The organism is Jiangella alkaliphila (genome assembly GCF_900105925.1).
Taxonomy (GTDB): Bacteria; Actinomycetota; Actinomycetes; order Jiangellales; family Jiangellaceae; genus Jiangella; species Jiangella alkaliphila.
In genome coordinates, this window is the sequence record NZ_LT629791.1 from 7,070,104 (window position 1) to 7,093,866 (window position 23,763).

General features: G+C 73.7%; 25 protein-coding genes. 10 read left to right on the forward strand and 15 right to left on the reverse strand.

Annotated elements, in window-relative coordinates:
• Nucleotides 1–8: 8 nt before the first annotated feature.
• From BLV05_RS32545 to BLV05_RS32565, 5 genes are all read right to left on the reverse strand, one after another.
• Nucleotides 9–1,718 (reverse strand): ATP-binding protein, encoded by a 1,710-nt coding sequence (locus BLV05_RS32545; protein ID WP_172860738.1) that lies wholly within the window; start codon nt 1,716–1,718, stop codon nt 9–11.
• A gap of 188 nt (nt 1,719–1,906) precedes the next feature.
• Nucleotides 1,907–2,332, reverse strand: a complete 426-nt coding sequence (locus BLV05_RS32550; protein WP_046771149.1) for a hypothetical protein — start codon at nt 2,330–2,332, stop codon at nt 1,907–1,909.
• A gap of 109 nt (nt 2,333–2,441) precedes the next feature.
• Nucleotides 2,442–3,785, reverse strand: a complete 1,344-nt coding sequence (locus tag BLV05_RS32555; protein ID WP_046771099.1) for a hypothetical protein — start codon at nt 3,783–3,785, stop codon at nt 2,442–2,444.
• Nucleotides 3,786–3,794: 9 nt separating this feature from the next.
• On the reverse strand, nt 3,795–4,214 hold the full coding sequence (locus BLV05_RS32560; RefSeq protein ID WP_046771100.1) for an RNHCP domain-containing protein: 420 nt from the start codon (nt 4,212–4,214) through the stop codon (nt 3,795–3,797).
• 9 nt (nt 4,215–4,223) lie between these two features.
• Nucleotides 4,224–4,550, reverse strand: coding sequence for an RNHCP domain-containing protein (locus tag BLV05_RS32565; RefSeq protein ID WP_046771101.1), 327 nt, complete (start codon nt 4,548–4,550; stop codon nt 4,224–4,226).
• A 267-nt stretch (nt 4,551–4,817) separates the two neighbouring features.
• Between BLV05_RS32565 and BLV05_RS32570 the strand changes: the two genes are divergently transcribed.
• Nucleotides 4,818–6,125, forward strand: coding sequence for a CehA/McbA family metallohydrolase (locus tag BLV05_RS32570; RefSeq protein ID WP_046771150.1), 1,308 nt, complete (start codon nt 4,818–4,820; stop codon nt 6,123–6,125).
• A gap of 22 nt (nt 6,126–6,147) precedes the next feature.
• Here BLV05_RS32570 and BLV05_RS32575 read toward each other — a convergent pair whose 3' ends face one another.
• Nucleotides 6,148–6,540 carry a MerR family transcriptional regulator gene (locus BLV05_RS32575; RefSeq protein WP_046771102.1) on the reverse strand — a complete coding sequence of 131 codons (393 nt, stop codon included), beginning with the start codon at nt 6,538–6,540 and terminating at the stop codon, nt 6,148–6,150.
• A 51-nt stretch (nt 6,541–6,591) separates the two neighbouring features.
• On the opposite strand from BLV05_RS32575, the gene BLV05_RS32580 reads away from it, so the two are divergent.
• Nucleotides 6,592–7,488, forward strand: coding sequence for an NAD(P)-dependent oxidoreductase (locus BLV05_RS32580; protein WP_046771103.1), 897 nt, complete (start codon nt 6,592–6,594; stop codon nt 7,486–7,488).
• Here BLV05_RS32580 and BLV05_RS32585 read toward each other — a convergent pair.
• Nucleotides 7,485–8,054 carry a TetR/AcrR family transcriptional regulator gene (locus tag BLV05_RS32585; protein ID WP_046771104.1) on the reverse strand — a complete coding sequence of 190 codons (570 nt, stop codon included), beginning with the start codon at nt 8,052–8,054 and terminating at the stop codon, nt 7,485–7,487. The genes BLV05_RS32580 and BLV05_RS32585 overlap by 4 nt on opposite strands.
• Before the next feature lie 95 nt (nt 8,055–8,149).
• Here BLV05_RS32585 and BLV05_RS32590 point away from each other — a divergent pair, with 95 nt between their 5' ends.
• From BLV05_RS32590 to BLV05_RS32600, 3 genes are all read left to right on the forward strand, one after another.
• Nucleotides 8,150–9,139, forward strand: coding sequence for an oxidoreductase (locus tag BLV05_RS32590; protein WP_046771105.1), 990 nt, complete (start codon nt 8,150–8,152; stop codon nt 9,137–9,139).
• Between the two features lie 50 nt (nt 9,140–9,189).
• Nucleotides 9,190–11,145, forward strand: a complete 1,956-nt coding sequence (locus BLV05_RS32595; RefSeq protein ID WP_083421459.1) for an FG-GAP-like repeat-containing protein — start codon at nt 9,190–9,192, stop codon at nt 11,143–11,145.
• A 107-nt stretch (nt 11,146–11,252) separates the two neighbouring features.
• Nucleotides 11,253–12,833 (forward strand): alkaline phosphatase D family protein, encoded by a 1,581-nt coding sequence (locus BLV05_RS32600; RefSeq protein ID WP_082155591.1) that lies wholly within the window; start codon nt 11,253–11,255, stop codon nt 12,831–12,833.
• Nucleotides 12,834–13,167: 334 nt separating this feature from the next.
• Here BLV05_RS32600 and BLV05_RS32605 read toward each other — a convergent pair whose 3' ends face one another.
• The 4 genes from BLV05_RS32605 to BLV05_RS32620 are packed head-to-tail and all read right to left on the reverse strand — an operon-like array spanning nt 13,168 to nt 16,834.
• Nucleotides 13,168–13,773: an energy-coupling factor transporter transmembrane component T family protein gene (locus BLV05_RS32605; RefSeq protein WP_082155592.1), complete on the reverse strand. Its 606-nt coding sequence runs from the start codon at nt 13,771–13,773 to the stop codon at nt 13,168–13,170.
• On the reverse strand, nt 13,770–14,927 hold the full coding sequence (locus BLV05_RS32610; protein ID WP_046771107.1) for a thiolase family protein: 1,158 nt from the start codon (nt 14,925–14,927) through the stop codon (nt 13,770–13,772). Before BLV05_RS32610 ends, BLV05_RS32605 begins: the two co-directional genes overlap by 4 nt.
• Nucleotides 14,924–16,180, reverse strand: a complete 1,257-nt coding sequence (locus BLV05_RS32615; RefSeq protein WP_052762861.1) for an AMP-binding protein — start codon at nt 16,178–16,180, stop codon at nt 14,924–14,926. Before BLV05_RS32615 ends, BLV05_RS32610 begins: the two co-directional genes overlap by 4 nt.
• 12 nt (nt 16,181–16,192) lie before the next feature.
• Nucleotides 16,193–16,834, reverse strand: coding sequence for a biotin transporter BioY (locus tag BLV05_RS32620; RefSeq protein WP_052762862.1), 642 nt, complete (start codon nt 16,832–16,834; stop codon nt 16,193–16,195).
• A 173-nt stretch (nt 16,835–17,007) separates the two neighbouring features.
• Here BLV05_RS32620 and BLV05_RS32625 point away from each other — a divergent pair, with 173 nt between their 5' ends.
• Entirely contained in the window at nt 17,008–17,544 is a 537-nt protein-coding gene (locus BLV05_RS32625) for a methylated-DNA--[protein]-cysteine S-methyltransferase (protein ID WP_082155593.1), read from the forward strand.
• Nucleotides 17,545–17,549: 5 nt separating this feature from the next.
• Here the strand turns inward: BLV05_RS32625 and BLV05_RS32630 are convergent, their stop codons facing one another.
• Nucleotides 17,550–17,951 carry a type II toxin-antitoxin system VapC family toxin gene (locus BLV05_RS32630; protein WP_046771109.1) on the reverse strand — a complete coding sequence of 134 codons (402 nt, stop codon included), beginning with the start codon at nt 17,949–17,951 and terminating at the stop codon, nt 17,550–17,552.
• Nucleotides 17,948–18,244 carry a type II toxin-antitoxin system Phd/YefM family antitoxin gene (locus BLV05_RS32635; protein WP_046771110.1) on the reverse strand — a complete coding sequence of 99 codons (297 nt, stop codon included), beginning with the start codon at nt 18,242–18,244 and terminating at the stop codon, nt 17,948–17,950. Before BLV05_RS32635 ends, BLV05_RS32630 begins: the two co-directional genes overlap by 4 nt.
• Nucleotides 18,245–18,296: 52 nt before the next feature.
• Here BLV05_RS32635 and BLV05_RS32640 point away from each other — a divergent pair, with 52 nt between their 5' ends.
• Entirely contained in the window at nt 18,297–18,512 is a 216-nt protein-coding gene (locus BLV05_RS32640; protein WP_197683443.1) for a hypothetical protein, read from the forward strand.
• A 24-nt stretch (nt 18,513–18,536) separates the two neighbouring features.
• Here the strand turns inward: BLV05_RS32640 and BLV05_RS32645 are convergent, their stop codons facing one another.
• On the reverse strand, nt 18,537–19,394 hold the full coding sequence (locus BLV05_RS32645) for a helix-turn-helix transcriptional regulator (RefSeq protein WP_046771155.1): 858 nt from the start codon (nt 19,392–19,394) through the stop codon (nt 18,537–18,539).
• 124 nt (nt 19,395–19,518) lie between these two features.
• Between BLV05_RS32645 and BLV05_RS32650 the strand changes: the two genes are divergently transcribed.
• A complete protein-coding gene (locus tag BLV05_RS32650) occupies nt 19,519–19,956 on the forward strand; it encodes a PPOX class F420-dependent oxidoreductase (RefSeq protein ID WP_052762864.1) in 438 nt (145 codons plus the stop codon).
• Nucleotides 19,953–20,807, forward strand: a complete 855-nt coding sequence (locus BLV05_RS32655; protein ID WP_046771112.1) for an LLM class flavin-dependent oxidoreductase — start codon at nt 19,953–19,955, stop codon at nt 20,805–20,807. Before BLV05_RS32650 ends, BLV05_RS32655 begins: the two co-directional genes overlap by 4 nt.
• A 21-nt stretch (nt 20,808–20,828) precedes the next feature.
• Here the strand turns inward: BLV05_RS32655 and BLV05_RS32660 are convergent, their stop codons facing one another.
• Nucleotides 20,829–21,323 (reverse strand): hypothetical protein, encoded by a 495-nt coding sequence (locus BLV05_RS32660; RefSeq protein WP_046771113.1) that lies wholly within the window; start codon nt 21,321–21,323, stop codon nt 20,829–20,831.
• A gap of 248 nt (nt 21,324–21,571) precedes the next feature.
• Here BLV05_RS32660 and BLV05_RS32665 point away from each other — a divergent pair, with 248 nt between their 5' ends.
• A complete protein-coding gene (locus tag BLV05_RS32665) occupies nt 21,572–23,692 on the forward strand; it encodes an OmpL47-type beta-barrel domain-containing protein (RefSeq protein ID WP_152690941.1) in 2,121 nt (706 codons plus the stop codon).
• Nucleotides 23,693–23,763 lie beyond the last annotated feature (71 nt).

The following is a 23,763-nucleotide window of genomic DNA, read 5'->3' on the forward strand; positions in this document are numbered from 1 at the left end:
ACACGCGGTCAGCCACCGACGGGCCGATAGAAGAAGCCGCGGCCGCTGCGGTTGGGCCGTCCCGGTTCCAACCGGCCCTGCCGTTCGAGCTCGGTCAGCAGCTTTCCCGCGTAGTTCTGCGCCACCCCGGCCAGGTCGGCGACCTCAGTCGAAGAGACGCGCCCGCGTGCTCGCGCCCACTCCAGAATCATGCGCTGGCGCGCCTCGCCCTGCCGGTAGCCCAGCCGATGCTCCAGCCATTCGAGAAGGACGTCCGACAATCGCCAGGCCATGGGTTCGCCAGCCGGGACGCCGGCCACTTCGGTCACGAGGGGGTCCACGAAGATCGCCTCGGATAGACGGCCGAGGGCGGCTCGCGCTTCCGCTTCTCCGCGCTGGATCACCGGTGCTGCTCGCAGCGAGTCGATCCAGCCATGGCGACACAGGTGATCCAGCATCAGGAGGAGGTCAACGTCGCGTGCCAGCGTTTTTGGCGAGATATCGGCCAAGAATTCGATCCAGAACTCATCAGGGGATCCACCCAGGAGCACGGCCCGGACATATGGTCCTGGCAACTCGGAAATCTCCGGTCGCTCATGGCCCAAGGCAAGCATGGATGCGACCATGCGGTCGACACCGATCCCCTCGCGCTCAGCCAGTCGGAGCGACGCGGCCGCCTCGGCCAGCGACTGGTAGCGGGGCGCGGACGGGTGAGTGATGATGTTCTCCGGTGTGATGCCGGCAATGAACCCGCCTGGTGATGTGACGGTGAGCGTATCGCCGACGTGCTCGACCACCACCGGTGCGTCTGCGGTCCAGTCGCGATGGACGACGCCGTTCACGATCGCTTCGCGTACTGCGGACTGCGGCAGCTTGCGCATCTGTCCCCTGACGAGCCCTTCAGCTACCTGCACGATGGCGTTCGACGCAGCGGCCGCCGTCTCCACCTCGGCCAATTGGACCAGCAACGGGCCCTCCCGACGCACGCGGATCGTGCTGTCACCGCCCGGGTGATCGCGGCGCAGGTAGTCGATGGCGGGCACCCGTGTCGTCACGAAGAGCAGCGCGCCGGCGTTGGTCAGCCGGCCATCGCCATCGACGACGTTGAGCCGACGCAGCAGGTCGTTGTCCGTCGCCGCGGCGAGGTCGGCCGCCGCTGGGTCGCTTCCGGCCTGGTCGAGAAACCGGCGAGCGATCTCCATGGCGCTGGCCTGGACGTCGTCGAGCCGATACCCCGATGGCTGAGCCGACCAGTCGAACCCACTCCGGTGCAACCGGCCGGCCATCCAGGTAGCCGCGTCCACTTCGACACAGTTGTCGGCGACCCGCCAGTGAATGCGGCCCCTCCAGCGGATCGGTTCCACCGCCTCCGGCGGCTGCAGGACGAGGACACGAGTTCCGCCCAGGTCACCGGCTCGAACGTTCACGGTCAGGCGCTGCTCACTGAGTTGGTAGATGCGGTGTCGCAGCCATTCCTCGCTCAGCTCCGTGCCGATGCGCTGCCCGTCGTCGGCGACGCCCAGGATGATGGCGCCAGCGCCGGGAGTGTTCGCGATGCAGGCCAGCTCGCCAGTGAGGTACTTCGCGGCGGCCTCGTTCTCCGCTGTCCCCGGGAGAACCGCGCCGGTCGGATCGCGGCGGCCTGGTTCTTCCTTGACGTCGACGTTGAGCAGTTCGATGTCTCGAGGAGAATGTCCGGCCGCCAGCCCGTCGAGCACCCGCTGAAGCTGCGCTTCCACGGGTTCGGGCCCTAGAAAGTGGAACGACATGTGCTCCCCAGAGTGCTAGTTACACTTTCCTTGCGAAAAGTATAACCAGAGGCGCGCAATGCCTTCGCTCGTTCCACTTTCACGGCAGACGTGGACCGGCCCCGGCGCGGGCTCACACGCGCCGGGGCCGGAAGCCGTGGGGTCTTGCGGGGACGGAGTCAGCGGCGGGCCTGGTTGAGCCCGGCCCACTCGAGGGCGCCGAGGACGGCGACGACACCGGCCTGCAGCAGGATCCACACCGTCCCGGCGGTGGTCGGGTCGAACCAGCCGGCCGCGGCGACGATCACGCTGTCGATCGCCCAGACGAGGTTGAGGACCACGATGGCGCCTACCCAGAGCGCCGGCGCCTCCCGCCGCGTCGACACGGCGACCAGCACGGCGCCGGCCGCGATCATGAACGCGCCGGTCGGGTAGAGCAGCGCCGTCGGCAGCCCCAGCTGGTCGCCGATCCAGCCGGCCGCGAGCACGTACGCGAGCCCGATCAGGACGTTGGCGACGCCGTCGAGCTCCAGGGTCCAGCGCAGCAGCGGCGTCTCCCGGATCCGGGCGACGGCGGGCGTGTGACGGACGGTGCCAGTGGCCATGGTGACCAGCTCCTTCGTGATGTCGTTCGGACACCACGACCGTCGCCCGGACGGCACTGCCAACCACAGACCTGGCACTGCCAAGTACTGCCAGTTCGGCGGCGGTGGGTCAGCCGGTCCGGGTGCGCAGATCGTGCGCGACGACCCGGGCGGCGGCGTTCTGCCAGTTGTAGAGCGTCCGCTCGGGGACGTAGCGGCGCAGCCAGTCGAACGCCCGGCGCGAGGTGTCGTCGAGGCCGGACAGGTCGGGCTGGCGGCGGTACGGGCGGATGCCGGCGACGTACGGGAAGTAGAGCGCGTTGAAGTACCGCCACTCGTCACTGGTCCCGAAGTCGGCGTCGCGGGGGCGCAGCCGCTCGATGCTCTCCAGCAGCAGCGCCTTCAGCTCCGTCGCGCGATCCAGCGCGTGGCCGTCGTGGCCGGCCCGCCCGCCGTGAGCCAGCCGGGCGTCGACGGCGGGCAGCGCGAGCAGCGGGCTGGCCACCAGTTTGCCGAGGTCGCCGTAGTTGCGCAGCGCGTCGCGCACCAGCCGGGCGAACGCGTCGTCGTCGAGATCGGCCAGCCGCGCACGGTCGTCGCGGCGGGGCAGCGCGTCCGACGCGTCGCGCAGTTCGGCCCGCGACTCGCGCAGCGACCGCAGCGACGGCGTCCCGGCGAACGCCAGCCGGTCCACGCCCGCTTGGACCGCGCTGGCCAGGGTGACGACGGAGACCGCGGCCCCGACGACGCCGAAAGCGAGCGCCCGCAGCGCGTCGGAGGACCCCGACGCCAGCGCCACCAGCCCGACCTGCCCGCCGAACACCACCGCCGCCAGCAGCGCCCCGACGGCGGAGCGGCGCAGGTCCGCGCCCAGCGCCTCGCCCGCCTCCAGCGCGTTCGTCACCGCGACGACGACGCCGAGCACGACGAGGTCGATCCCGACGGCCGCGAGCACGACACCGTCCGGCAGCCGCTCCATCGGCACCAGCACAGCCACCACGCCGAGCCCGAACAGCAGCGTCGCCAGCACGACGACGCCCTGGCGGCGTTGCTGCCGCAGCGGCCCCGCGAGCGCCCGCAGCACCAGCCACACCGCGGCAGCGAGCGGCAGCAGCACCAACACGGCGGTCAGCGGCTCCCAGCCGCCCCCGGCCACCGCGGCCGCCACCAGCTCCGCCACCCCGAGCGGCAGCACCACCCACCGCCACACCCGCTCGGCCGGCGCCCGCCACGCGGCGCCGTCCGGCAGCAGCGCCAGCAGCACGCCGGTCCAGATCAGCGCCGGCATCCCCGCGAACACGTACCCGAGCGCGTCGACGACCGACCCGTCGAACGGCGCGAACGCCAGGGCCAGCGCGTACGACACCAGCCCCAGCCCGGCGCGGCGCATCGCGGGGTCGGCGGGATCACGGCCGGCCAGGTACAGCCCCAGCCACCAGGCGACGGAGAACGCCGCGACCGCCAACACCAGCACGAGAGGAGGCTAACGGCTCCCACCAGCACGCGAGCCGAAGGCACTGGTCACCACCACCATCGGCCGCAGTGCCAGCCGCATCAGCGCGAGCGCGTTGTCGTCGCCGGCGACGCGGTTCGCGCTGAGCTCGTCGCAGGTCAGGCACCGGTGGATGAGCAGCCACTCGCCGTCGGGCCGCGTCGTCAGGCTCAGCGGCTCCATGCGCCCCCGGCAGCCGGAGCCGCGGTCGCCGGGGACGCGCCGGTCGAGGTGCAGGCTGACCAGGCAGTTCGGGCAGTGGTTGCGGTGCGCTGTGCCGGGCGCGACGAGGGACACGTCGAGCCGGCATCCCACGCACCGGAAGTCCTGGCCGCGGTGACCGTGCAGCACGTCCTTCTGCCGCTGCGGACGGCGCCGCCGGTCGCCGGCCGCTCGCGAGCGTCGAGGCATGCCCCCTCCTCAGAGCGCGCCGAACGCACTGAACGCGTCGAGCGGGAACGGCGGCTCGGCCAGCGGGCGGACGGCCAGGCGCACCAGCAGCAGCTGGTTGTCGTCCGAACGCACCGGACTCGACGAGAGCTCGCCGCAGTCCGCGCAGCGGTGGACGAGCGCCCAGTCGCCGGTGCGCGGCACCGCCACGGAGATCGGGACGGCCCAACCGCCACACCCGGCATGGCGGACGCGCAGGCAGGACGGGCAGTGGCCGCGGCGGCCGTCAGGGGCGAGGGCGGCGGTCGCCCCGCACCACGTGCAGGTGAAGTGCTGATCGAGGTCGTCGCTGGACACCCGGATGCTCCTTGCTGAGGTCTGGAGATGACAGCAAGAGCAGGCCGAGCGGCCTCACCAGGGCACGGCTAGGCGATGCGGGGAGGCGCGCTCGGCGCGGTCCGGGTCACAAAACACACCTCATCCAGAGCAATGGGACGATGGCAAAGTAGCACCCGGGCACGGGGCGACGTCCAGCGATTTTCACCGCCACCAGGGGCCGGTGTTCCGACGCCGTACACCTCGGCTTCCCCTGCTGGTGACGACGGAAGGTGTGTGATCGGGTACATGAGCGACACGGAGGAGCACCCGCACGAGCACGGCGAGCACGCCGACGGGCTCAGCCGGCGCGACGTCCTCGCCGCCGGCGCCGGTGGCCTGATCCTGGCCGCGACGGCGTCAGGCTCGTCCGCGGCGGTCACCCGCACGGCGTCCGGCGCGCCCGGCGCCGTCCGCGCGTCGCGCCTCACCCGTGGCCGCACGCTCGTCCACGCCGACCTGCACAACCACACGATGCTCTCCGACGGCGCCGGCGACCCCGCGCTGGCCTACGAGTCCATGCGCTCGGCCGGCCTCGACGTCGCTGCTCTGACCGACCACGCGACGCTGTCCGACGGTGTGCTGAGCATCCTCGACCCGCTGCTGCCCGACGGCGTCAACCAGATCACCGGGCTGAGCCGCCCCGGCTGGCGGCGCACCCGCGATCTCGCCGACGCCGCCGACGAGCCCGGCCTGTTCACCGCGATCCGCGGCTTCGAGTGGACGAACCCGCTGCTCGGGCACGTCAACGTGTGGTTCACCGACGCCTACACCGACGTGCTCGACGCGACGCTGATGGGCGGCTTCTACCGCTGGCTCACTCGCGAGGACGGCTTCTTCGGCATCGGCGACGGCGGCGCCGACGGGCTGGCCGGGTTCAACCACCCGGGCCGCGAGCCGGGCCGGTTCAACGACTTCCGGTACGAGCCGAAGGCGCACGACCAGCTGGTCAGCCTGGAGATGTTCAACCGGTACGACGACTACCTCTTCGAGGGCTGGGCCAAGGGCGTCAGCTCACCGCTGGTGACCTGCCTGAACGCGGGCTGGCGGCCCGGGCTGTCCGGCGTCACCGACGAGCACGGCACCGACTGGGGCTACCCGGAGGGCAAGGGCCGCACCGGCATGTGGGTCACCGAGAACACCCGCGACGCCGTCTTCCAGGCGATGACGGAGCGGCGGTTCTTCGCCACCCGGGCGTCGGGCCTGCGGCTGGACGCGACGGCCGACGGCGCGCCGATGGGCGGCTCGATCCGCCGCGCCCGCGGCGACGTCCGCTTCGCCGTCGACCTCGACCGCGGCGCCGAGTGGACCGGCAACCGCCTCGACATCCAGGTGCTCCGTCCGGGCGAGGGCGCTCCCGAGGTGGCCGACGTCGTCGAGGCCGCGGCCGGCCGGGTCACGCGCTTCACCGTCCCGCTCGACAGCGACGACGGCGACTGGGTCGTCCTGCGCGTCTCCGACCCGTCCCAGCCGAACGGCACGCCCGGCCCCGACGGCCACCCCTGCAACGACTTCGGCGTCGCCTACAGCAGCCCGTGGTGGTTCGACCCCGCCTGAGCGGGCTCGCCCGCCGGGCGGATCAGGCAGGGACGGCCTCGAGCGGCGGGTAGCTCTCGCCGCCCTGGCGCTCGGCCGCGTCGATGTAGTCGGCGAGCGCGCCGCGGGAGCGGGCCAGCCGGTCCAGCTGGTCGTCCAGCCGCCGCAGCCGTGAGCGCATCGCGGCCACCAGCTCGGGGCACCCGAGCAGCTCCGGTGCCTCGCCGGTCGCGCAGGGCAGCAGGTAGGCGATGTCCTCGGAGGAGAGCCCGGCGCCGAGCAGGTGCCGGATCTGTTTCACCCGCAGCACGGCGCTCTCGTCGAACTCGCGGTAGCCGTTCGCGCCGCGGTCAGCGGCCAGCAGTCCCTGCGCCTCGTAGTAGCGCAGCTGATGGGCGTTGACGCCCGTGCGACGACTCAGTTCACCGATCCGCATGGCAACCCTCGCTTGACCTTCACACCGGTATCAACCTCGACGATAGCCGCCATGACCGACACGACCGACACACCTGTGACCGTCCTCGGGCTCGGCCTGATGGGCCAGGCCCTCGCCGGCGCGTTCCTCACCGCCGGGCATCCCACCACCGTGTGGAACCGCACGACGTCCAAGGCCAACGACTTGGTCGCCGACGGGGCGAGCTTGGCGCCGTCGCCCGGCGCCGCCATCGCGGCGAGTCCCCTGACGATCGTCTGCCTCACCGACTACGTGGCCGTGCGCGACCTGCTCGGCGGGGACGACGTCGACCTGGCCGGCGCCACGGTGATCAACCTGACCTCGGGCGACTCGGCCCAGGCCCGCGAGGCCGCTCGATGGGCCGAGCAGCGCGGCGCCCGCTACCTCGACGGCGCGATCATGGCCGTCCCGCCGGCGATCGGGACCGCCGACGCGGTGATCCTGCACAGCGGGCCGCGGCCGGACTTCGAGGCCCACGAGGCGACGCTCGCTGCGCTCGGCACCGTCACCTACCTCGGCCCGGACCACGGGCTGGCGTCGCTGTACGACGTCGCCGGCCTCGCCATGATGTGGAGCGTCCTCAACGCCTGGCTCCAGGGCACCGCCCTGCTCCGCACGGCCGGCGTCGACGCCGTCACGTACGCGCCGTTCGCCCGTCAGCTCGCCGCCGGCGTCGCCGACTGGCTGCCCGGGTACGCCGAGCAGATCGACGCCGGCTCCTACCCGGCCGAGGTGTCGGCCCTCGAGACCGACGTGCGGGCGATGACCCATCTGATCGAGGAGAGCGAGGCGGTGGGTGTCAACGCCGAACTGCCGAGGCTGATCAAGGCGATGGCCGATCGCGCGATCGCCGCCGGACGCGGCCGCGAGCAGTACCCCGTCCTGATCGAGGAGTTCAGCCGGCCGCGGAACGGCCCGTCGCGCGCCTAGGATCGCAGGCCGCGGACCGTCACGGCCAGCATGCGGTCGCGGGCGGCCGGGTCGGCGCCGCCGCGCTCGCGGGCCAGACAGCCCTCGATCAGGGCCTTGACGTCGGCCGCTCCGACGTCTGCCCGGACGGTGCCGGCCGCCTGCGCCGGGACCAGCAGGTCGCTCAGGGCGTCGGTGAGGTCGAGCCCGGTGCCGGCGGCCGCCTGCTCGACGTCGAAGCCGGCGCCGGCCAGCGCGTCGGCCAGCCCGCGGTTCGTCGCCCCCTCGGCGACCATGAACCGGATGAACGCGAACAGCGCGTCACCGGGCGGCTCGGCCGCGGCCAGCTCCCGGGCCCGCTCGACCAGGTGTTCCAGCCGGGCCAGCACGATCGCCTGGAAGAGCGACTCCTTGGTGGGGAAGTGCCGGCTGACGGTGCCGGTGCCGACGCCGGCACGGCGGGCGATCTCGTGCACCGGCACCGACAGCCCCTCGGCGGCGAAGGCCTCGATGGCGGCGTCGAGGACCCGGGCACGGTTGCGCCGGGCGTCGGCCCGCTGCGGGCGGGGAGCGCCGTCGTCCGGCATGTGACTCCTCCTGGTAGACAACCGGGACGGGCGTCCCGTATCGTCTAGGCGGAACGCGCGTCCCGATTCTACCCGCAGCTAACCATGGAGGACGCATGAGCACGCCCTGGACCACTGACAGCGTCGGCGATCTCGCGGGCCGCACCGCGGTCGTCACCGGAGCCAACACCGGCATCGGCCGCGAGGTCGCCGCCGTCCTCGCCGCGCACGGCGCCACCGTCGTGCTGGCCTGCCGCGACGTCGCGAAGGCGGAGGCCGCGGCGTCGCGGCTCACCGGCCCGCGCACCCCGGACGTCGTCGCCCCTGACGTCGTCGCCCTCGACCTCGGCGACCTCGCGTCGGTCCGGGCCGCCGCGGCCCGGATCCGGGAGCGGTACCCGCGGCTGGACCTGCTGGTGAACAACGCCGGCGTCATGTGGCTGCCGCGGCAGCGGACCGCCGACGGGTTCGAGCGGCACCTCGGCGTCAACCACCTCGGCCACTTCGCGCTCACCGGCCTGCTCCTTGACCGGCTGCTCGGCACGCCCGGGTCGCGCGTCGTCACCCTCAGCAGCAACGGGCACAAGTCCGGCCGGCTCGAGCTCGACGACCTCCACTTCGAGCGCCGGCGGTACCGGCCGACGGCGGCGTACACGCAGTCCAAGCTGGCCAACCTGCTGTTCACGTACGAGCTGCAACGCCGCCTCGAAGCCGCGGGCGCCGCGGGGGCCGCCACCATCGCCGTCGCCGCCCATCCCGGCGGCAGCCGGACCGACCTGATGCGGCACTCGCCACCGCAGATCCGGATCGCCACCAGCCGGCCGTTCTACCGGCTGCTCCCGTGGCTGATCCAGGACGCCGCACACGGCGCGCTGCCGCCGCTGCGGGCCGCCCTCGATCCGGCCGTCCGCGGTGGCGACTACTACGGCCCGGACGGCTGGGGCGAGTGGACCGGGAGTCCGGTACAGGTGACGTCCAGCCCCGCGTCGCACGATGCCGCCTCCCAGCGCGGGCTGTGGGCCGAGTCAGAACGCCTCACCGGCGTCGAGTACGACTTCACCCCGCGGTCACCGGCCGTTCCTTCCGGCAGCGGGCACCCCGCCTGAACGGACTACCGGCAGGGGGCCGCGAACCGGTACATTTCACCCTCGTGTCGATGCATCCCCGGAATGTAGTGTCCCGGCGGCCGCGCGCCGTCCCCGCCGCCTTCGCCGTCGTGACGCTGGCCGTCGCCGGCCTCACCGCGCTGCCCGCCAGCGGCAGCGACCCGGCACCCGCCGAGGCCGCCGAGGCCGCCGAGACCGCCGAGACCGCCGTCCAGACGATCGCGCTCGACGACCTCCTCGCCGAGGCGGGCCCGACGGCACGGTCGGACGGCTCCGTCCCCGGTACCGGCGCGATCGAGACCGACCCGTTCGACGTCGCCGCCGTCACCTGGCCGGCCACCGAGGGCCCGTCCGACATCCACCTCCACGTCCGGGCCCGCGCCGACGGCACGTGGACGGACTGGTACGAGCTGCACGACGACGGCCACGCGCCCGACCCGGGCACCCCGGAGGCGGACGGCGCCCGCCGCGGCACCGACCCGGTCGTCGTGCCCGGCTCCGAGGCGATCGAACTGCGCGTCGAGGCGCCGGACGGCGAGGTCCCCGCCGGCCTCGAGCTCACGCTGATCGACCCCGGCACGGCCGCCGCGGACGCGGCGCCGGCACCGGCCGAGGCGCAGGCCGAAGCCGGGGCGACGGCGTCCGCCGCACCCCTGCCCCCGATCCACAGCCGGGCCGCCTGGGGCGCCGACGAGTCGCTGCGCGAGCAGACCGATCCGCTCTACGGCGACGTCGAGGGCGGCTTCGTCCACCACACCGCCGGCACCAACACCTACACCGAGGCCGACGTTCCGGCCATCCTGCGCGGCATCTACGAGTACCACGTCACCGGCCGCGGCTGGCGCGACATCGGCTACAACTTCTTCGTCGACCGGTTCGGCCGCATCTGGGAGGGCCGCTGGGGCGGCATCGACCGCGCCGTCGTCGGCGCGCACGTCGAGGGGTACAACAGCTACTCCGTGGGGGTCGCCGCGCTCGGCGAGTTCACCGCGACCCAGCCCGGCCAGCCCGTCATCGACGCCTACGCGCAGCTGTTCGCCTGGAAGTTCGGTCTCGGCGACGTCGACCCGCTCGGCACGTTCGCCTACCCGAACCAGCAGACCCTGCCGACGATCTCCGGGCATCGCGACGGCGTCGCCACGGAATGCCCCGGCGAGCTCCTCTACGCCCAGCTGGGCACCATCCGCGCGGCGACGCAGGCCCAGCTGAACCCGCCGCCGGCCGCCGAACACGACTTCGACGGCGACGGCCGCAGCGACATGATCGGCCGCGGCAGCAGCGGAGCACTCTTCCTCCTCCCCGGCCGCGGCAACGGCACCTTCGGAACCCGCGTCCAGATCGGCACCGCCACGAACTGGGGCATCTACACGGCCTTCGTCCCGATCGGGGACTTCGATGGCGACCAGCACGGCGACCTGATCGCCCGAGAGAACTCGGGCAAGCTCTTCTACCTTCCCGGCCGGAGCAACGGCACGTTGGGTACTCGCGTACAGATCGGCACGGTGAACACCTGGAGCACCTACAGCGCACTCGTCGGCGTCGGCGACTTCAACGGCGACGGGCACAACGACATGATCGGCCGCGGCAGCAGCGGAGCGCTCTTCCTCCTCCCCGGCCGCAGCAACGGCACCTTCGCCCAACGCGTGCAGATCGGCACCGCCACGAACTGGGGCATCTACACCGCACTTATCGGCGTCGGCGACTTCAACGGCGACGGGCACAACGACATGATCGGCCGCGAGAGCACTGGCAAGCTCTTCTACCATCCCGGCCGGAGCAACGGCACGTTGGGTACTCGCGTACAGATCGGCACGGTGAACACCTGGAGCACCTACAGCGCACTCGTCGGCGTCGGCGACTTCAACGGCGACGGGCACAACGACATGATCGGCCGCGGCAGCAGCGGAGCGCTCTTCCTCCTCCCCGGCCGCAGCAACGGCACCTTCGCCCAACGCGTGCAGATCGGCACCGCCACCACGTGGAAGACCTATACGGCCCTGGTGTGAGCGACCGGCGCCTTCACCAAGGCGACGCCGAGCGTTCATTCCGGGCTCGACCGGAAGTGCGACCACGAGTGATGTGATCGGACATCCCACACGTCCGGAGGTCGCCCGTGCCCGCATCGCCGTCCACCCTCGACCGCCGCCGGTTCCTCGCCCTGACCGGCGGCGGCGCGCTGACGTTCACCGCCGCGCTGGCCGGGTTCTCGGCCGCGCCGGTCCGCGCCGACCCGCTGTTCCGCGACAACCCGTTCACGCTCGGCGTCGCGTCGGGCGACCCGCTGCCGGACGGCGTCGTGCTGTGGACGCGGCTGGCGCCGGAGCCGCTGGCGGCCGACGGCAGCGGCGGGATGGGCCCGCGGGCGGTGCCGGTGCAGTGGCAGCTCGCCCGCGATCCGCAGTTCCGCCAGGTCGAGCGGACCGGCACCGTCCGGGCGACGCCGGAGCTGGCGCACTCGGTGCACGCGGAGGTCGGCGGACTGGAGCCGGGCCGCGACTACTGGTACCGGTTCCGCGCCGGCCGTGAGCTGAGCCCCGTCGGCCGCACCCGCACGGCACCGGCCGCCGACGCGACGCCTGACCAGGTGCGCTTCGCCTACGCCAGCTGCCAGAACTACGCCGACGGCTACTTCACCGCCTACCGCCACCTCGCCGAGGAGGACCTCGACCTCGTCGTGCACCTGGGCGACTACATCTACGAGGGCGCCAACGTCGGCACCATCGGCCGCGCCCACCTGCCCGCCGTCGAGTGCTTCTCGCTGACCGACTACCGCATCCGCTACAGCCAGTACAAGAGCGACCCGGACCTGCAGGCCGCGCATGCCGCCGCGCCGTGGGTCGTGGTGCTCGACGACCACGAGATCGACAACAACTGGGCCGACGACGTCGACGGCGGCGGCGTGGGCGGCGAGGTGTTCCGGGCCCGGCGGATCGCCGCGCTGAAGGCGTACTACGAGAACATGCCGCTGCGCCGGGCGTCGATGCCGGTCGGCCCCGACATGCAGCTCTACCGGCGGCTGCGCTTCGGCACGCTGGCCGACGTCAACGTCGTCGACACCCGCCAGTACCGCGACGACCAGGCCTGCGGCGACGGCCGGCAGATCGACTGCGCCGACCGCCTGGACCCGGCCCGCACCATGCTCGGCGACGCGCAGGAGGCGTGGCTGCTGGACGGGCTGGCGGACTCGCCGGCGACGTGGAAGGTCATGGCGAACCAGATCTTCATGATGCAGGCCGACCACGAGGCCGGCCCGGTGCAGGCGTTCGGTATGGACACTTGGGACGGCTACGCGGCGGCCCGGACCCGGCTGCTCGACGGCGTCCGCGAGCGTAGCGTCGACGACTTCGTCGTGATCACCGGCGACGCGCACCGCAGCGTCGCCGCCGACCTCAAGGCGAACTTCGACGACCCCGGGTCGGCCACCGTCGGCACCGAGTTCCTCGCCACGTCGATCAGCGCCGGCGGCGACGGCGTCGACCAGGACCCGCTCGGCGGTGTCTGGCTTGCGGAGAACCCGCACATGAAGTTCCACAACGTCCAGCGCGGCTACGCCACCTGCACGCTGACCCCGGACGCCTGGCGCACCGACTACCGCGTGGTCCCGTTCGTGCGGCAGCCCGGCGCGCCAGTCAGCACCCGCGCCAGCGTCCACGTCGAGACCGGCGTGCCCGGGATCGCCCAGGTCTCGTCGTAGCCCATGATGTTCGTCGAACCGGGTGTCGGCCGGTTCCAGGTGGTGTGCGGCCGCTTTGCAATGAGCACCTTGGCGCACCACCCGTGGCCGGGCACAGCTTGGTACGGCTGGTCACCGCCCGGAACGGGGCATTCCGGGTGCCGCGACGGCGATCAGCCGTGCCAAGGCGGTGGTCAGCCGAGCCAACGCCCGACCTCGCTGCCGCGGACGGGTGGTGCGTGGAGGTGCTCATTGCAAAACGGTGCGGGTGGCCGGGCAGACCGCCGGTACCTCGGCTGGCGCGGCGGCCCGGCGAACTCACGGAAGCAGTAGAAGAGCCACACGTCGTAGCCCGTCAGTCGTCGAGGCCGCGGGCCTGCAGCGCCTCACCCATCGCGTCGGCGTGCCGCAGCACGCCGACGACGAGAGGTACGGCGAACGCGCGGACGCTGCGCTCGCGGCCGCGGGCCCAGCGGGCCTCCCGGATCCGCCCGGCGATCCCGGCGACGACGGGGACGCTGCGCAGCGCCAGCGACATCAGCAGCGAGACGCGGGCCGGGTCGACGCCGAAGCGACGCAGCGGCGACAACGCCCGTTCCAGCGCCGCCATCAGCTCCGTCGTCCGCGTCGTCAACGTCACCAGCGCGGCCAGCGCGACGGCGAGCACCAGGCGCGCAGTCAGCGCGACCGCCGTCGGGACGTCCGCGATCAGCACCTGCACCACGAGCAGCACCACGACCAGCCAGCGCAACGGCCGCAGCTGCCCCCACGCCGCGCGCCACCCGACCTGCGCCAGCGCGTACAGCGCCACCACACCGACCGCCGCCGCGCCCACCAGCGGCAGCGACCGCGCGAACACCAGCGCCGTGCAGCCGACCGCCAGCAGGACCAGCTTCAGCCCGGCCGGCGCCCGGTGCACGGGCGACGTCCCGGCGACGTAGGCGCCTGTCAGCAAGGTCACCGGACCACCTCGAACAGCGCGGCCACGCCCATGCCGCCGCCGATCGCCGCGGTCGCCAGCCCGAGCGTCCCGGCCGGCGCGCCGCCGCGGACCAGCCGCGTGAACAGCCGCACGACGCAGACCGCGCCGGACGCGCCCCACGGGTGGCCCAGCGCCAGCGCTCCCCCGTCGGCGCAGACGATCTCGGCGTCGCCACGCAGCGGGTCCAGCCCGAGCGCGTCGGTGACCGCCAGTACCTGGCCGGCGAACGCCTCGACGATCTCGACCGCGGCGACGTCGCCGAGCGAGACCCGCGCGGACGTCAGCACCCGCTGCACGGCCGGCACCGGACCCCAGCCGGGCAGCCGCGGGTCGCAGCCGACGACGGCGCCGGCGACCAGCCGCAGCCCCGGGCGGCCGGCCCGCAGGTCCTCGCCGACGAGCGCGACGACGGCGGCGCCGTCGCTGTTCGCGCACGAGTTGCCCGCGGTCACCGTCCCGCGGGGCACGAACGCGGCGGGCATCCGGGCCAGCACCGCGGGCGCGAGCCGCCGCGGCCGGTCGTCACGCTCCAGCCCGCCGACCGGCACCAGCTCGGCGTCGAACCGGCCGGCGTCGCGGGCCAGCAGTGCCTTCGCGTGGCTGGCGGCGGCGTAGGCGTCCTGGCGGCCGCGGGTGACGCCGCGGCGGCCGGCGAGGTCGTCGGCGGCGACGCCCATGTCCGGGTCGCCGTACTCGGGCGGGGTGAACGGCGCGCGGCCGTACGGCCCGGCGCTGCCGCCGGCGGGCGGCACGCGGTGCGACCGCTGCGGCGCCGTCGACGCGCTCTCGGCGCCGCCGGCCAGCACCAGCCGCGCGTCGCCGGACCGGATCGCCTGGCCCGCCTGCAGGATCGCGGCCAGCCCGCTACCGCACTGCCGGTCGACGGTGACGCCCGGCACGGCGACGTCGAACCCGGCGGCCAGCGCGGCGACCCGGGCGACGTTGCCGCCCGGGCCCAGGCAGTTGCCGAGCACGACGTCGTCGACGCCGCGCATCGCGGTGAGCGGCCAGACGTCGTCGACGACCGCCGTCAGCACCGGCGCGGCCAGCCGCTCGACCGTCACGTCGCGCAGCGCCTTCCCAGCGGTCCCGATGGGCGTCCGGCGGGCCGCGACGACGACCGGCGCGCTCACGTCAGCGGCCGGGCGGGCAGGCCGGCGACCAGCGCGCGGGCCGGCTTGCCCGCCGACGTCCGGGGCAGCTCGTCGACGACGAGCCAGCGGCGCGGCCGCTGCGCCGCGGTCAGCCGTGCGCGGGCGGCCGTCTCCAGCGCGGCCCGGCGCACGCCGTCGCCCTGGACGACGGCGGCGACCACCTGGCCCAGCCCGGCGTGCGGCAGCCCGAGCACGACGACGCCCTCGACACCGGGCACGGCGGCCAGCACCGCCTCGACGTCCTCCGGCACGACGGTCGCGCCGCCGGTGAGGATCGCGCCGTCGCCGCGTCCCCGCAGCACCAGCGGGCCGGGCGCGTCGTCGGCCAGGTCGCCGACCGTCGCCCAGCCGTCGTCGTCGCGGCGCAGCGGCCCGCCGTCACCCAGGTAGCCGTGCGCCAGCCAGGGCGAGCGCACCCACACCTCGCCCGCCCGCAGTTCGACCTCGACGTCCTCGAACGGCCGCAGCCCGGCACCGTCCGGGTCCACGGCGACGAAGGACAGCTCGGTGGCGCCGTAGTACGCGACGACGCCGATGCCCGCGTCCGCGGCGCGGTCGCGCAGCGCCGTACCCAGCGCGGCGCCGCCGGCCACCGCCGTCCGCAGCCGCCGCGGCCGCGCGTCGAGCACCGCGGCCAGCCGGTGCGGCACCAGGTGGACGACATCGGCCGACGGCAGGGCGGCCCGCAGCCCCGGTTCCGTCCAGTCGCCGGTCAGCAGCACCGTCGCCCCGGCCGCCAGCGCGTGCGCCGCCGCGAACGCCGTCAGCGACCACGACAGCGCCCCCGGCACCAGCACGGTGTCGTCAGAGGTGATCCCGGTCAGCCGGCCGGTCGCCGCGAACGACCCGGTCCACGACGACCGCGACCGCACCACCACGCGCGGCCGCCCGGTGCTGCCGGACGTGAACCCGGCCCAGGCCAGGTCGTGCGCCACCGCGTCGTCGACCGTCGCCGGCAGCGCGTCGAGCAGCGCCCGCCGGTGCTCCGTCCGCCACGACGGGTCGCAGGCGAGCGGGACCGCGCCGGCGCCGTCGGCGGCCAGCAGCCCGGTCAGCTGGGTGATCGGGTCGCCGCCGGCCAGCGGGACCAGCGCGCCCGGCTTGACGTCCGGGCGGGACCGTTCGGCGGCGCGCGCCAGCTGGGCGTAGGTGCGCACCGTGTCGCCGTACCGGACGGCGACCCGGTGCGGCTGGGCCGCTGCGTGTGCCAAGACCTCGCGGAAGACCGGCATCGACGCAGCGTCTCAGGCCCGGCCGGCGCCGGCGTCGTCGCCCCCGGTGCCCGCGTCGTCGCCCCCGGCGCGGCCCGCGACCCGCTCGCGGCGGGCCGCCGGCGCGGCGTCCGGGTAGGCCCGCTGCGCACCCGACGCGACCAGGGCCGCGAACACCGCCTTGGCCGCGTCACCCGGGACGAAGGCCAGCGACAGCTGGAAGGTCTCAGTCAGCGGCACCCCCGTGACCGCCGACTGGACCGGGATGCCGATGGCCAGCGTCGTCGCGGCCCCGAGCAGCGTCGCGACCAGCACCCAGTGCATGCCCGGCCGGCGCCCGGACCGCTCCACGATCAGGCCGACCACGAACGCCGACACCACGAACCCGGCGAGGTAGCCGACCGACGGCCCGGTGAACACGCCGAGCCCGCCCCGTCCGCCGGCCAGCAGCGGCAGCCCGGCGGCGACCAGCGCGAGCAGCAGCAGCTGCGACAGCGCGCCCCGTTTCGCGCCGAGGATCGCGCCGGCCAGCAGCGGCACCATCGACTGCAGGGTCACCGGCACGGCGTTGCCGAAGAGGTGGAACGACCCGGGCAGCCCGAGGACGGCGGTCAGGGCGGCGAACGCGGCGATCCGGGCGAGATCGGCGGCCGGCAGTCGCGACCTTCCTGTCATCGAGTTCTCCCATCTGGACATGCGTCCGCCGCGGAGACCCGCGGCGGTGTGCCTCCACTCTGACGGACGAGCCGCCCCGGCACATAGTCGGCATTTCGCACCAGCGCCGCGCCGCAGGCTTGGTGGTCCTCCACAAGCCGGACCTTGTCGGTGGGGGCGGGCAGAATGGACGGGTGAGCGATGACGTGGCGGTCGGCGGGCTCGACACCCCGGTCGGGCAGCTCAGCGTGGCCGTCACCCGCGACGGGCTCGCCGCGGTCGGCTGGGGACGTCGCCGCGGCTCCGGCCGGCTCCCGGTGGTCGACGACGACGAGCGGCTCGCGCCGGTGCTCACCCAGCTGGCCGAGTACTTCGCCGGGCAGCGACGCGACTTCGACGTCCCGATCGACTGGCGCCACGTCCCCGGCTCGGCGTCGGCCGTGGTGCTGCGCACGCTGCACCAGACCGTCGGCTACGGGTCGTCCGTCACCTACGGCGGGCTGGCCGACCGCAGCGGCACCGGGGTCCCGGCCCGCGCCATCGGCGGCATCATGGGCGCCAACCCCATCCCCATCGTCGTCCCGTGCCACCGGGTGCTGGCCAGCGACGGGCTCGGCGGCTACAGCGGCGGGTCCGGCGGCAACGGCCTCGAGGTGAAGCGCTGGCTGCTCACGCTCGAGGGCGTGCTGCCGCCCACGTTCGACTGGAATCCCATCGGCCTCACCGTGTGAGACGCTCACGCGCCGGGCCGGAGCACCGTCATTCCCGCGTCGGCCGCGGCTGCCGCAAGCCGGTCGTCGTAGGTCACCACGGCGTCGAGGTCTTCGTCGAGAACACGAGCGGTCGCCAGGTGGATGGCGTCGAGCGAGCGGAGCATGCGGTCCGGCTCGTCCATCGCACGCTCGACGATGTCGTCGTCGATCGCGATGAAGTCGAACGCCGTCAGCAGGTCACGCGCATCCGGGAGCGCCGACGGCAGGACGCGGACGACCGCGCGGACGACCTCGATGCGCAGCAAGGCCGAACTCACCCACGACGCCGACGCGTTGGTGTCGTAGAACTCCGCGAAGGCGCTGGAGTGTTCTTCCTCCGCCAGCAGCTTCAACGCCGCCGACGTATCGATGTAGTAGACGCTCACCAGCGCTCTTCGTCGCGCAGAGCGGCAAGCGCATCACCCAGCCGATTGGTGCCGTCGCCGGACCGCATACGTGGCCGGTACCCCGGCCGCTCGGCCGGCTGGACGCGGCCGGACTCGATCAGTTCCGTCAGGACCGGCCCCGGAGACCGGTCCTCCACCGGGACGATCCGGGCGACGAGCCGACCCCTCTCGGTGATGTCGATGGTCTCGCCACGACGCACCCGCGCCAGGACATCCCCCGTGCTGTGGCGCAACTCGCGGAGACCTACCACATGCTCATGAGAAGCCGTCATGGCGCAAATGTATCACATAAATGTGACACACTCAGGCCGGTACGGTACCGAGGTGACCGACCCGCTCGCCGAGGACCCGTTCGACTACCAGCTGACCAAGTCCGGGCCGATCCGCGTCAGCCGCGGCGGCCGGCTCGTCGTCACCGTCGGCGGGCGCGAGGCGGACCGGCTGGCCGCCGCGCTGGAGCGGGCCGCCGACGAGCACGAGCGGCAGCTGCTGCTGGCCAAGGTGACCGGCAACTACAAGCGCGGCAACGAGCGCCGCTGACGCGGGCCCAGCTGGGCGCGGCGGTCAGCCGGCGACGGCGTGGAGGGAGCCGGGGCGAAGGCCGGTCAGCCGGTCCAGCGCACCGGACGTCGGCTCGTCGGCGGGGAGGTAGACGAGGATCCGCTGGTGCTCGCCGTCGGAGAGGTCGAGCGTCTCGTAGGCCAGCCGCAGCTCGCCGGCGTCGGGATGGACGACGCGGTCGATGCCGGTGCGGACGGCGGTGGCCGCCGGCGCCGTCCAGCGGGAGGCGAACGGCGGGCCGGCCAGCACGGTCAGCTCGTCAGCCAGTGCCGCGAGATGCTGATCATCCGGGCCGGAGTCGAGCTTGAGGTTGGCCACCAGCGCGTCGGCCACGATGTGCCAGTCGGGGTACGTCGCCCGTGCCCGCGGGTCGGTGAAGTGGTAGCGGACCAGGTTCGGCGCCTCGCCGCCCAGTACGCCCAGCGGCTCGGCCAGCAGCTCGTACCCCGTCGTCCACGCCAGCACGTCGCCGATGCGATTGACCAGCACCGCCGGGGCCGGCTCCAGCCGGTTCAGCAGCGCCCGCACCGTCGGCCGGACCTCCGACGCCGGCGGCGACTCGATCGACGGGCAGTAGAAGTCGCCGCTGGTGGTCTTGGCGAGGTTGCGCAGCAGCACCCGCTCGGCCGCCGACAGCTGCAGCGCCTCGGCCAGCGCGCCCAGCACCTGAGCGGACGGGTGACGGTCGCGGCCCTGCTCGAGCCGGGTGAGGTAGTCGACGCTGAGGCCGGCGAGGATCGCCAGCTCGGCCCGGCGCAGCCCGGGCGCGCGCCGCCGCGGGCCGGCGGGCATTCCCACCTGGGCCGGGGTGATGTCATCGCGCCGCGAGCGCAGGAACGCGCCGAGCTCGTTGTCGCTCACGGTGCCCAGGCTACCGCCGACGTCCGTACCGGCCACGGAAACCTTTCGGGCGAGGGTGGCCCTGACGGTGCCAGCCTCACCGCGGCCTCCCCTTCCGCCGGCTGCCGGACGCAGCATCGTGACCATGTCGAACATCTTCACCGAGGCCGAGATCGCCTATCTGGAGAGCCAGCCGCTCGGCCGGCTGGCCACCGTCGGACCGGGCGGGCGGCCGCACGTCGCGCCGGTCGGCGTCTTCTACGACCCGCAGGCCGACGCCGTCGTCGTCGCCGGGCACGCCGGCTCCGGCTTCGGCGGCAGCCGGAAGTTCCGCGACGCCCAAGCCCACCCGGAGGTCGCCTACGTCGTCGACGACCTCGCCAGCCTCGACCCGTGGCAGCCGCGCGGCATCGAGATCCGCGGGACGGCGGAGACGTTCTCTGACGGCGGCGAGGAGCTCGGCGCCCGGATCACCGGCGTCATGCCGTTCGACGCCGCGTGGCTGCGGATCCGTGCCTGCCGTGTCCTCGCCTGGGGCATCGACGGCGACTCGTTCGAGCTGTCCGCCCGCGACGTCGCATGACCGACTACGGACACGACCTGCGCTTCGGCGTCAACGTGCTGCCGGAGGCGGGCCGTCCGGAGGCCGTCGTCGGCCTGGCCCGGCTGGCCGATCGGGCCGGTGCGGACCTCGTCACGTTCCAGGACCACCCGTACCACCCGGGGTTCCTCGACACCTGGACGCTGCTGAGCTTCGTCGCCGCGCACACGACGCGGGTGCGGCTGGCCGGCAACGTGCACCCGGTGCCGCTGCGCCCGCCGGCGGTGCTGGCCCGGGCGGCGGCTGGGTTGGACGTGCTCAGCGGCGGCCGGTTCGAGCTGGGGCTGGGCGCGGGCGGGCACTGGGACGCGATCGAGGCGATGGGTGGGCCGCGGCGCACGCCCGGCGAGGCGGTCGACGCGCTGGAGGAGGCGATCGCGATCGTCCGCGCGACGTGGGCGGTCGACGAGCCCGGCGGGGTCCACGCGGGCGGCCGGCACTACCGGGTCGCCGGGACGGCGCGCGGGCCGCGGCCGGCGCACGCGATGGGCATCTGGCTGGGCGCGTACGGCCCGCGGATGCTGCGGCTCACCGGGCGGTTGGCCGATGGCTGGCTGCCATCGCTGCCGGCGCTGGAGCCGGGGGCGCTGGCCGCCGGGAACGCCGTCATCGACGAGGCGGCGGAGGAGGCCGGGCGGGACCCGGCGGCGATCCGCCGGCTGCTCAACCTCGGCGGGGAGCTGCCCGCGGAACGGCTCGCCGAGCTGGCTCTGGACGACGGCGTGAGCACGTTCATCCTGCTCACCGGCGACCCGCGGGTCGTTCAGCGGTACGTGGACGAGACGGCGCCGCGGGTCCGCGCGCTGGTCGCGGAGGCCCGCGGCGCCGCCTGACAGTGCCGGGCCGCTACGGGGTCAGAGGCGGCGGCACTGGTCCTCCTTGTTGCCCTGGACGATGTTGCCGCTGCCGGTCGGCGCCGGGACGTTCGACTTGCACTGCAGGTTGCCGTTGATGCGGTTGGACGAGATCGTCTGCTTGCCGCGGTTGGTGAACGACTGGACGTCGCCGGTGACCCGGTTCGACGTGATGGTGGCGGTCTTGCCCTGCTTGAGCTGGACGCTACCGCCGACCGTCGACGACTTCAGCGACACGTGCTTGTGGTTCTCGGCCTGGACGTTGCCGACCACGCGGACGCTGGTCGCGTAGAGCGTCGCGTTGCGCTCGACCTTGATCGTGCCCTTGACCCGGGTGCCCTTCAGCGTGCAGGTCGCGTTGCTGGGCACGCGGAGGTTGTCGACGGTGACGGCGCCGATGGTGCCACGGCAGGTGCGTTCCTCGGCCTGGGCGGGAACCGCGCCGAGCAGCGCGGCACACAGTGCTGCCACGATCACGAGTGCGATGCGCTTCATGGGTGTTGTCCCTTCGCAGCGGCCGGCTGGTGCTGCCGGCTCTCTGCAGATGAGAGTTCCGGACCCGCCTGGGCCCCTCGGTGAGCCAGCGGTGAGACACCTCTCATCGTCATCACCAGGACATCACTAGGACAGATGTCGGCCCGGCCGACCGGGGTTTCAGACACATGCCCGGTGACCATTCATCCCGGCTTGCCTAAGTTCGGGCGTCATCCCCTGTCCTCCCCGCGGCGACAAAGGAGACCCCCATGGCACGACGCCTCAGCGCGGGCGTGGCGCTCGGCACCCTCGCGGTGACCGGCTACGCCCTCGTGGCCCCACCCGCCCAGGCCGGCCCGGCCGACCGGCCCGAGATCGAGGTCGACGTCTCGGCCGGGCTGTCCGGTCACGTCAACCTCGCCGGCCCCGGCCTGATCCCGGTGACGGTGCACGGCTCCCCGGCCGTGGACGTCACCGACCTCGACCTCGCCACCCTCACCGTCGGCGACGTCGCGCCGGCCCGGTCCGAGGCGGGCGCCGTCATCAGCCACGTCAACGACGTCGACGGCGACGGCGACGGCGCCGACGACCTCGTCGTGCACGTCGACAAGCAGCGACTGACCGCGAGCGGCGAGCTGACGCCGTCGACCAGCTCCCTGCGGGTGACCGCCAGCAGCGACGACGGCACGGGCGTGGGCGGCGCCGCGGCGGTCGCACCCGAGGTCAGCCTGGAGCTCAAGTTCGCCGAGGACCACCGCGTCCGCGGCGGCAGCGAGGCGACCCTGCGCAGCACGACGGGCGCGAGCCTGGACGACGTCCGCGACGTCCTCGACCGGCATGATGTGAGCGCTCTCATTCCGTTCGTCGAGCCGGCGCAGGCGGCCGCCCTGGCCACCGCCACCAGCCAGGCGCAGGCCAGGTCGGCCGAGCCGCTGCCCGACCTCGCCTCCTGGTACACGGCGCTGCTGCCCGCAGGCACCAACGTCGACGCCGTCCTGGCCGAGCTGTCCGCGCTGCCGGAGGTCGAGTACGCCTACCCGTCGCCGGAGCCGGCCCCGCCGCCGGCCGAGCCGACCCCGGACCTCACCCCGCTGCAGGGCTACCTGCGCCCGTCCGACACCCACAACGGCACCGACGCCGAGCTGGTCCGCGGCGACGCGCGGGTCCGCGGCGCCGGCCTCCGGGTGATCGACCTCGAGTACAACTGGAACCCGTTCCACGAGGACCTGCAGCTGGACTGGTCCAGCGACATCGGCCGGGGCCGGTTCGTGCGCATCGACACGTTCGGCGACGACCACGGCACCGCGGTCTTCGGCGAGATCGCGGCCCGCGACAACGGCTACGGCGTGACCGGCGGCGTGCCGGACGTCGACATGTACGGCATCTCGCCGGTCGAGAACCTCGGCAACGGCCGGACGTCGTGGCGGCCCGGCCCGGCTCTGGCGTTCGTCGCGACCCTGCGCGACGAAGCCGGCCAGCCGTTCGTCCGGCCCGGCGACGCGCTGGTGCTGGAGCAGCAGACCGGCAGCCCGCTCGGCGGCAGCCGGTACGCGCCGCTGGAGTGGATCCCGGCGGTCTTCGAGGCCAACCGGGTGCTGACGGCGATGGGCGCGAACGTCGTGCTCACCGGCGGCAACGGCAACACGGACACCGACGACCCGATGTACACGCTGAACGGGGTCACGTGGTTCGACCCGGCCGTCCAGCACTCCGGCTCGATCTTCGTCGGCGCCGGCGGCAGCGGGCTGCGCCCGGCCAACCCGGCGCGGTCGCGGCTGAGCTTCTCGAACTACGGGCAGCGGTTCGACCTGCAGGGCTGGGGCCAGGACATCTACACCACCGGCTACTGCAACGTGCTCTGCGCCGAGCTGGGCGACGACCACAACCGGGCCTACTCGCGCTCGTTCAGCGGCACGTCCGGCGCCGGCCCGATCGTCACCAACGCCGTCGTCGCCGTCCAGTCCTACGTCATGTCCGTCGGCCTCGGCCCGTGGACGACCGCGCAGATCAACGACCTGCTGCGGGCCACCGGGACAGCGCAGACCACGAACCCGCAGGAGAACATCGGCCCGCGCCCGGACCTGCGGGCGGCGCTGCGCTCCATCGAGGTCGACGCGCCGGCGACGGAGCTGGAGCTGAACCAGCGGCCGGCCCGCGATGACGGGAACTACACCAACCCGACGGTGACGCTGACGGCGGGCGACGGCTGGGGCTCCGGCGTGAACCGGGTCATGTACCGGCTGGACGGCGGTCCGTGGCGCACCTACGCCGAGCCGTTCCGGGTCGTCGGTCTCGGCACGCACACCATCGAGTACCGGTCGAACGACGCCAACGACAACACCGAGGAGACGCGCAGCGTCACGTTCGAGAACCGCGGCCGCGGCGAATGAGTCCGGCCCTATCGACAGATGTCCGACTAGTGCGATAGATCTCCATGCACCTGTCCGGTGACCGTCGGTCG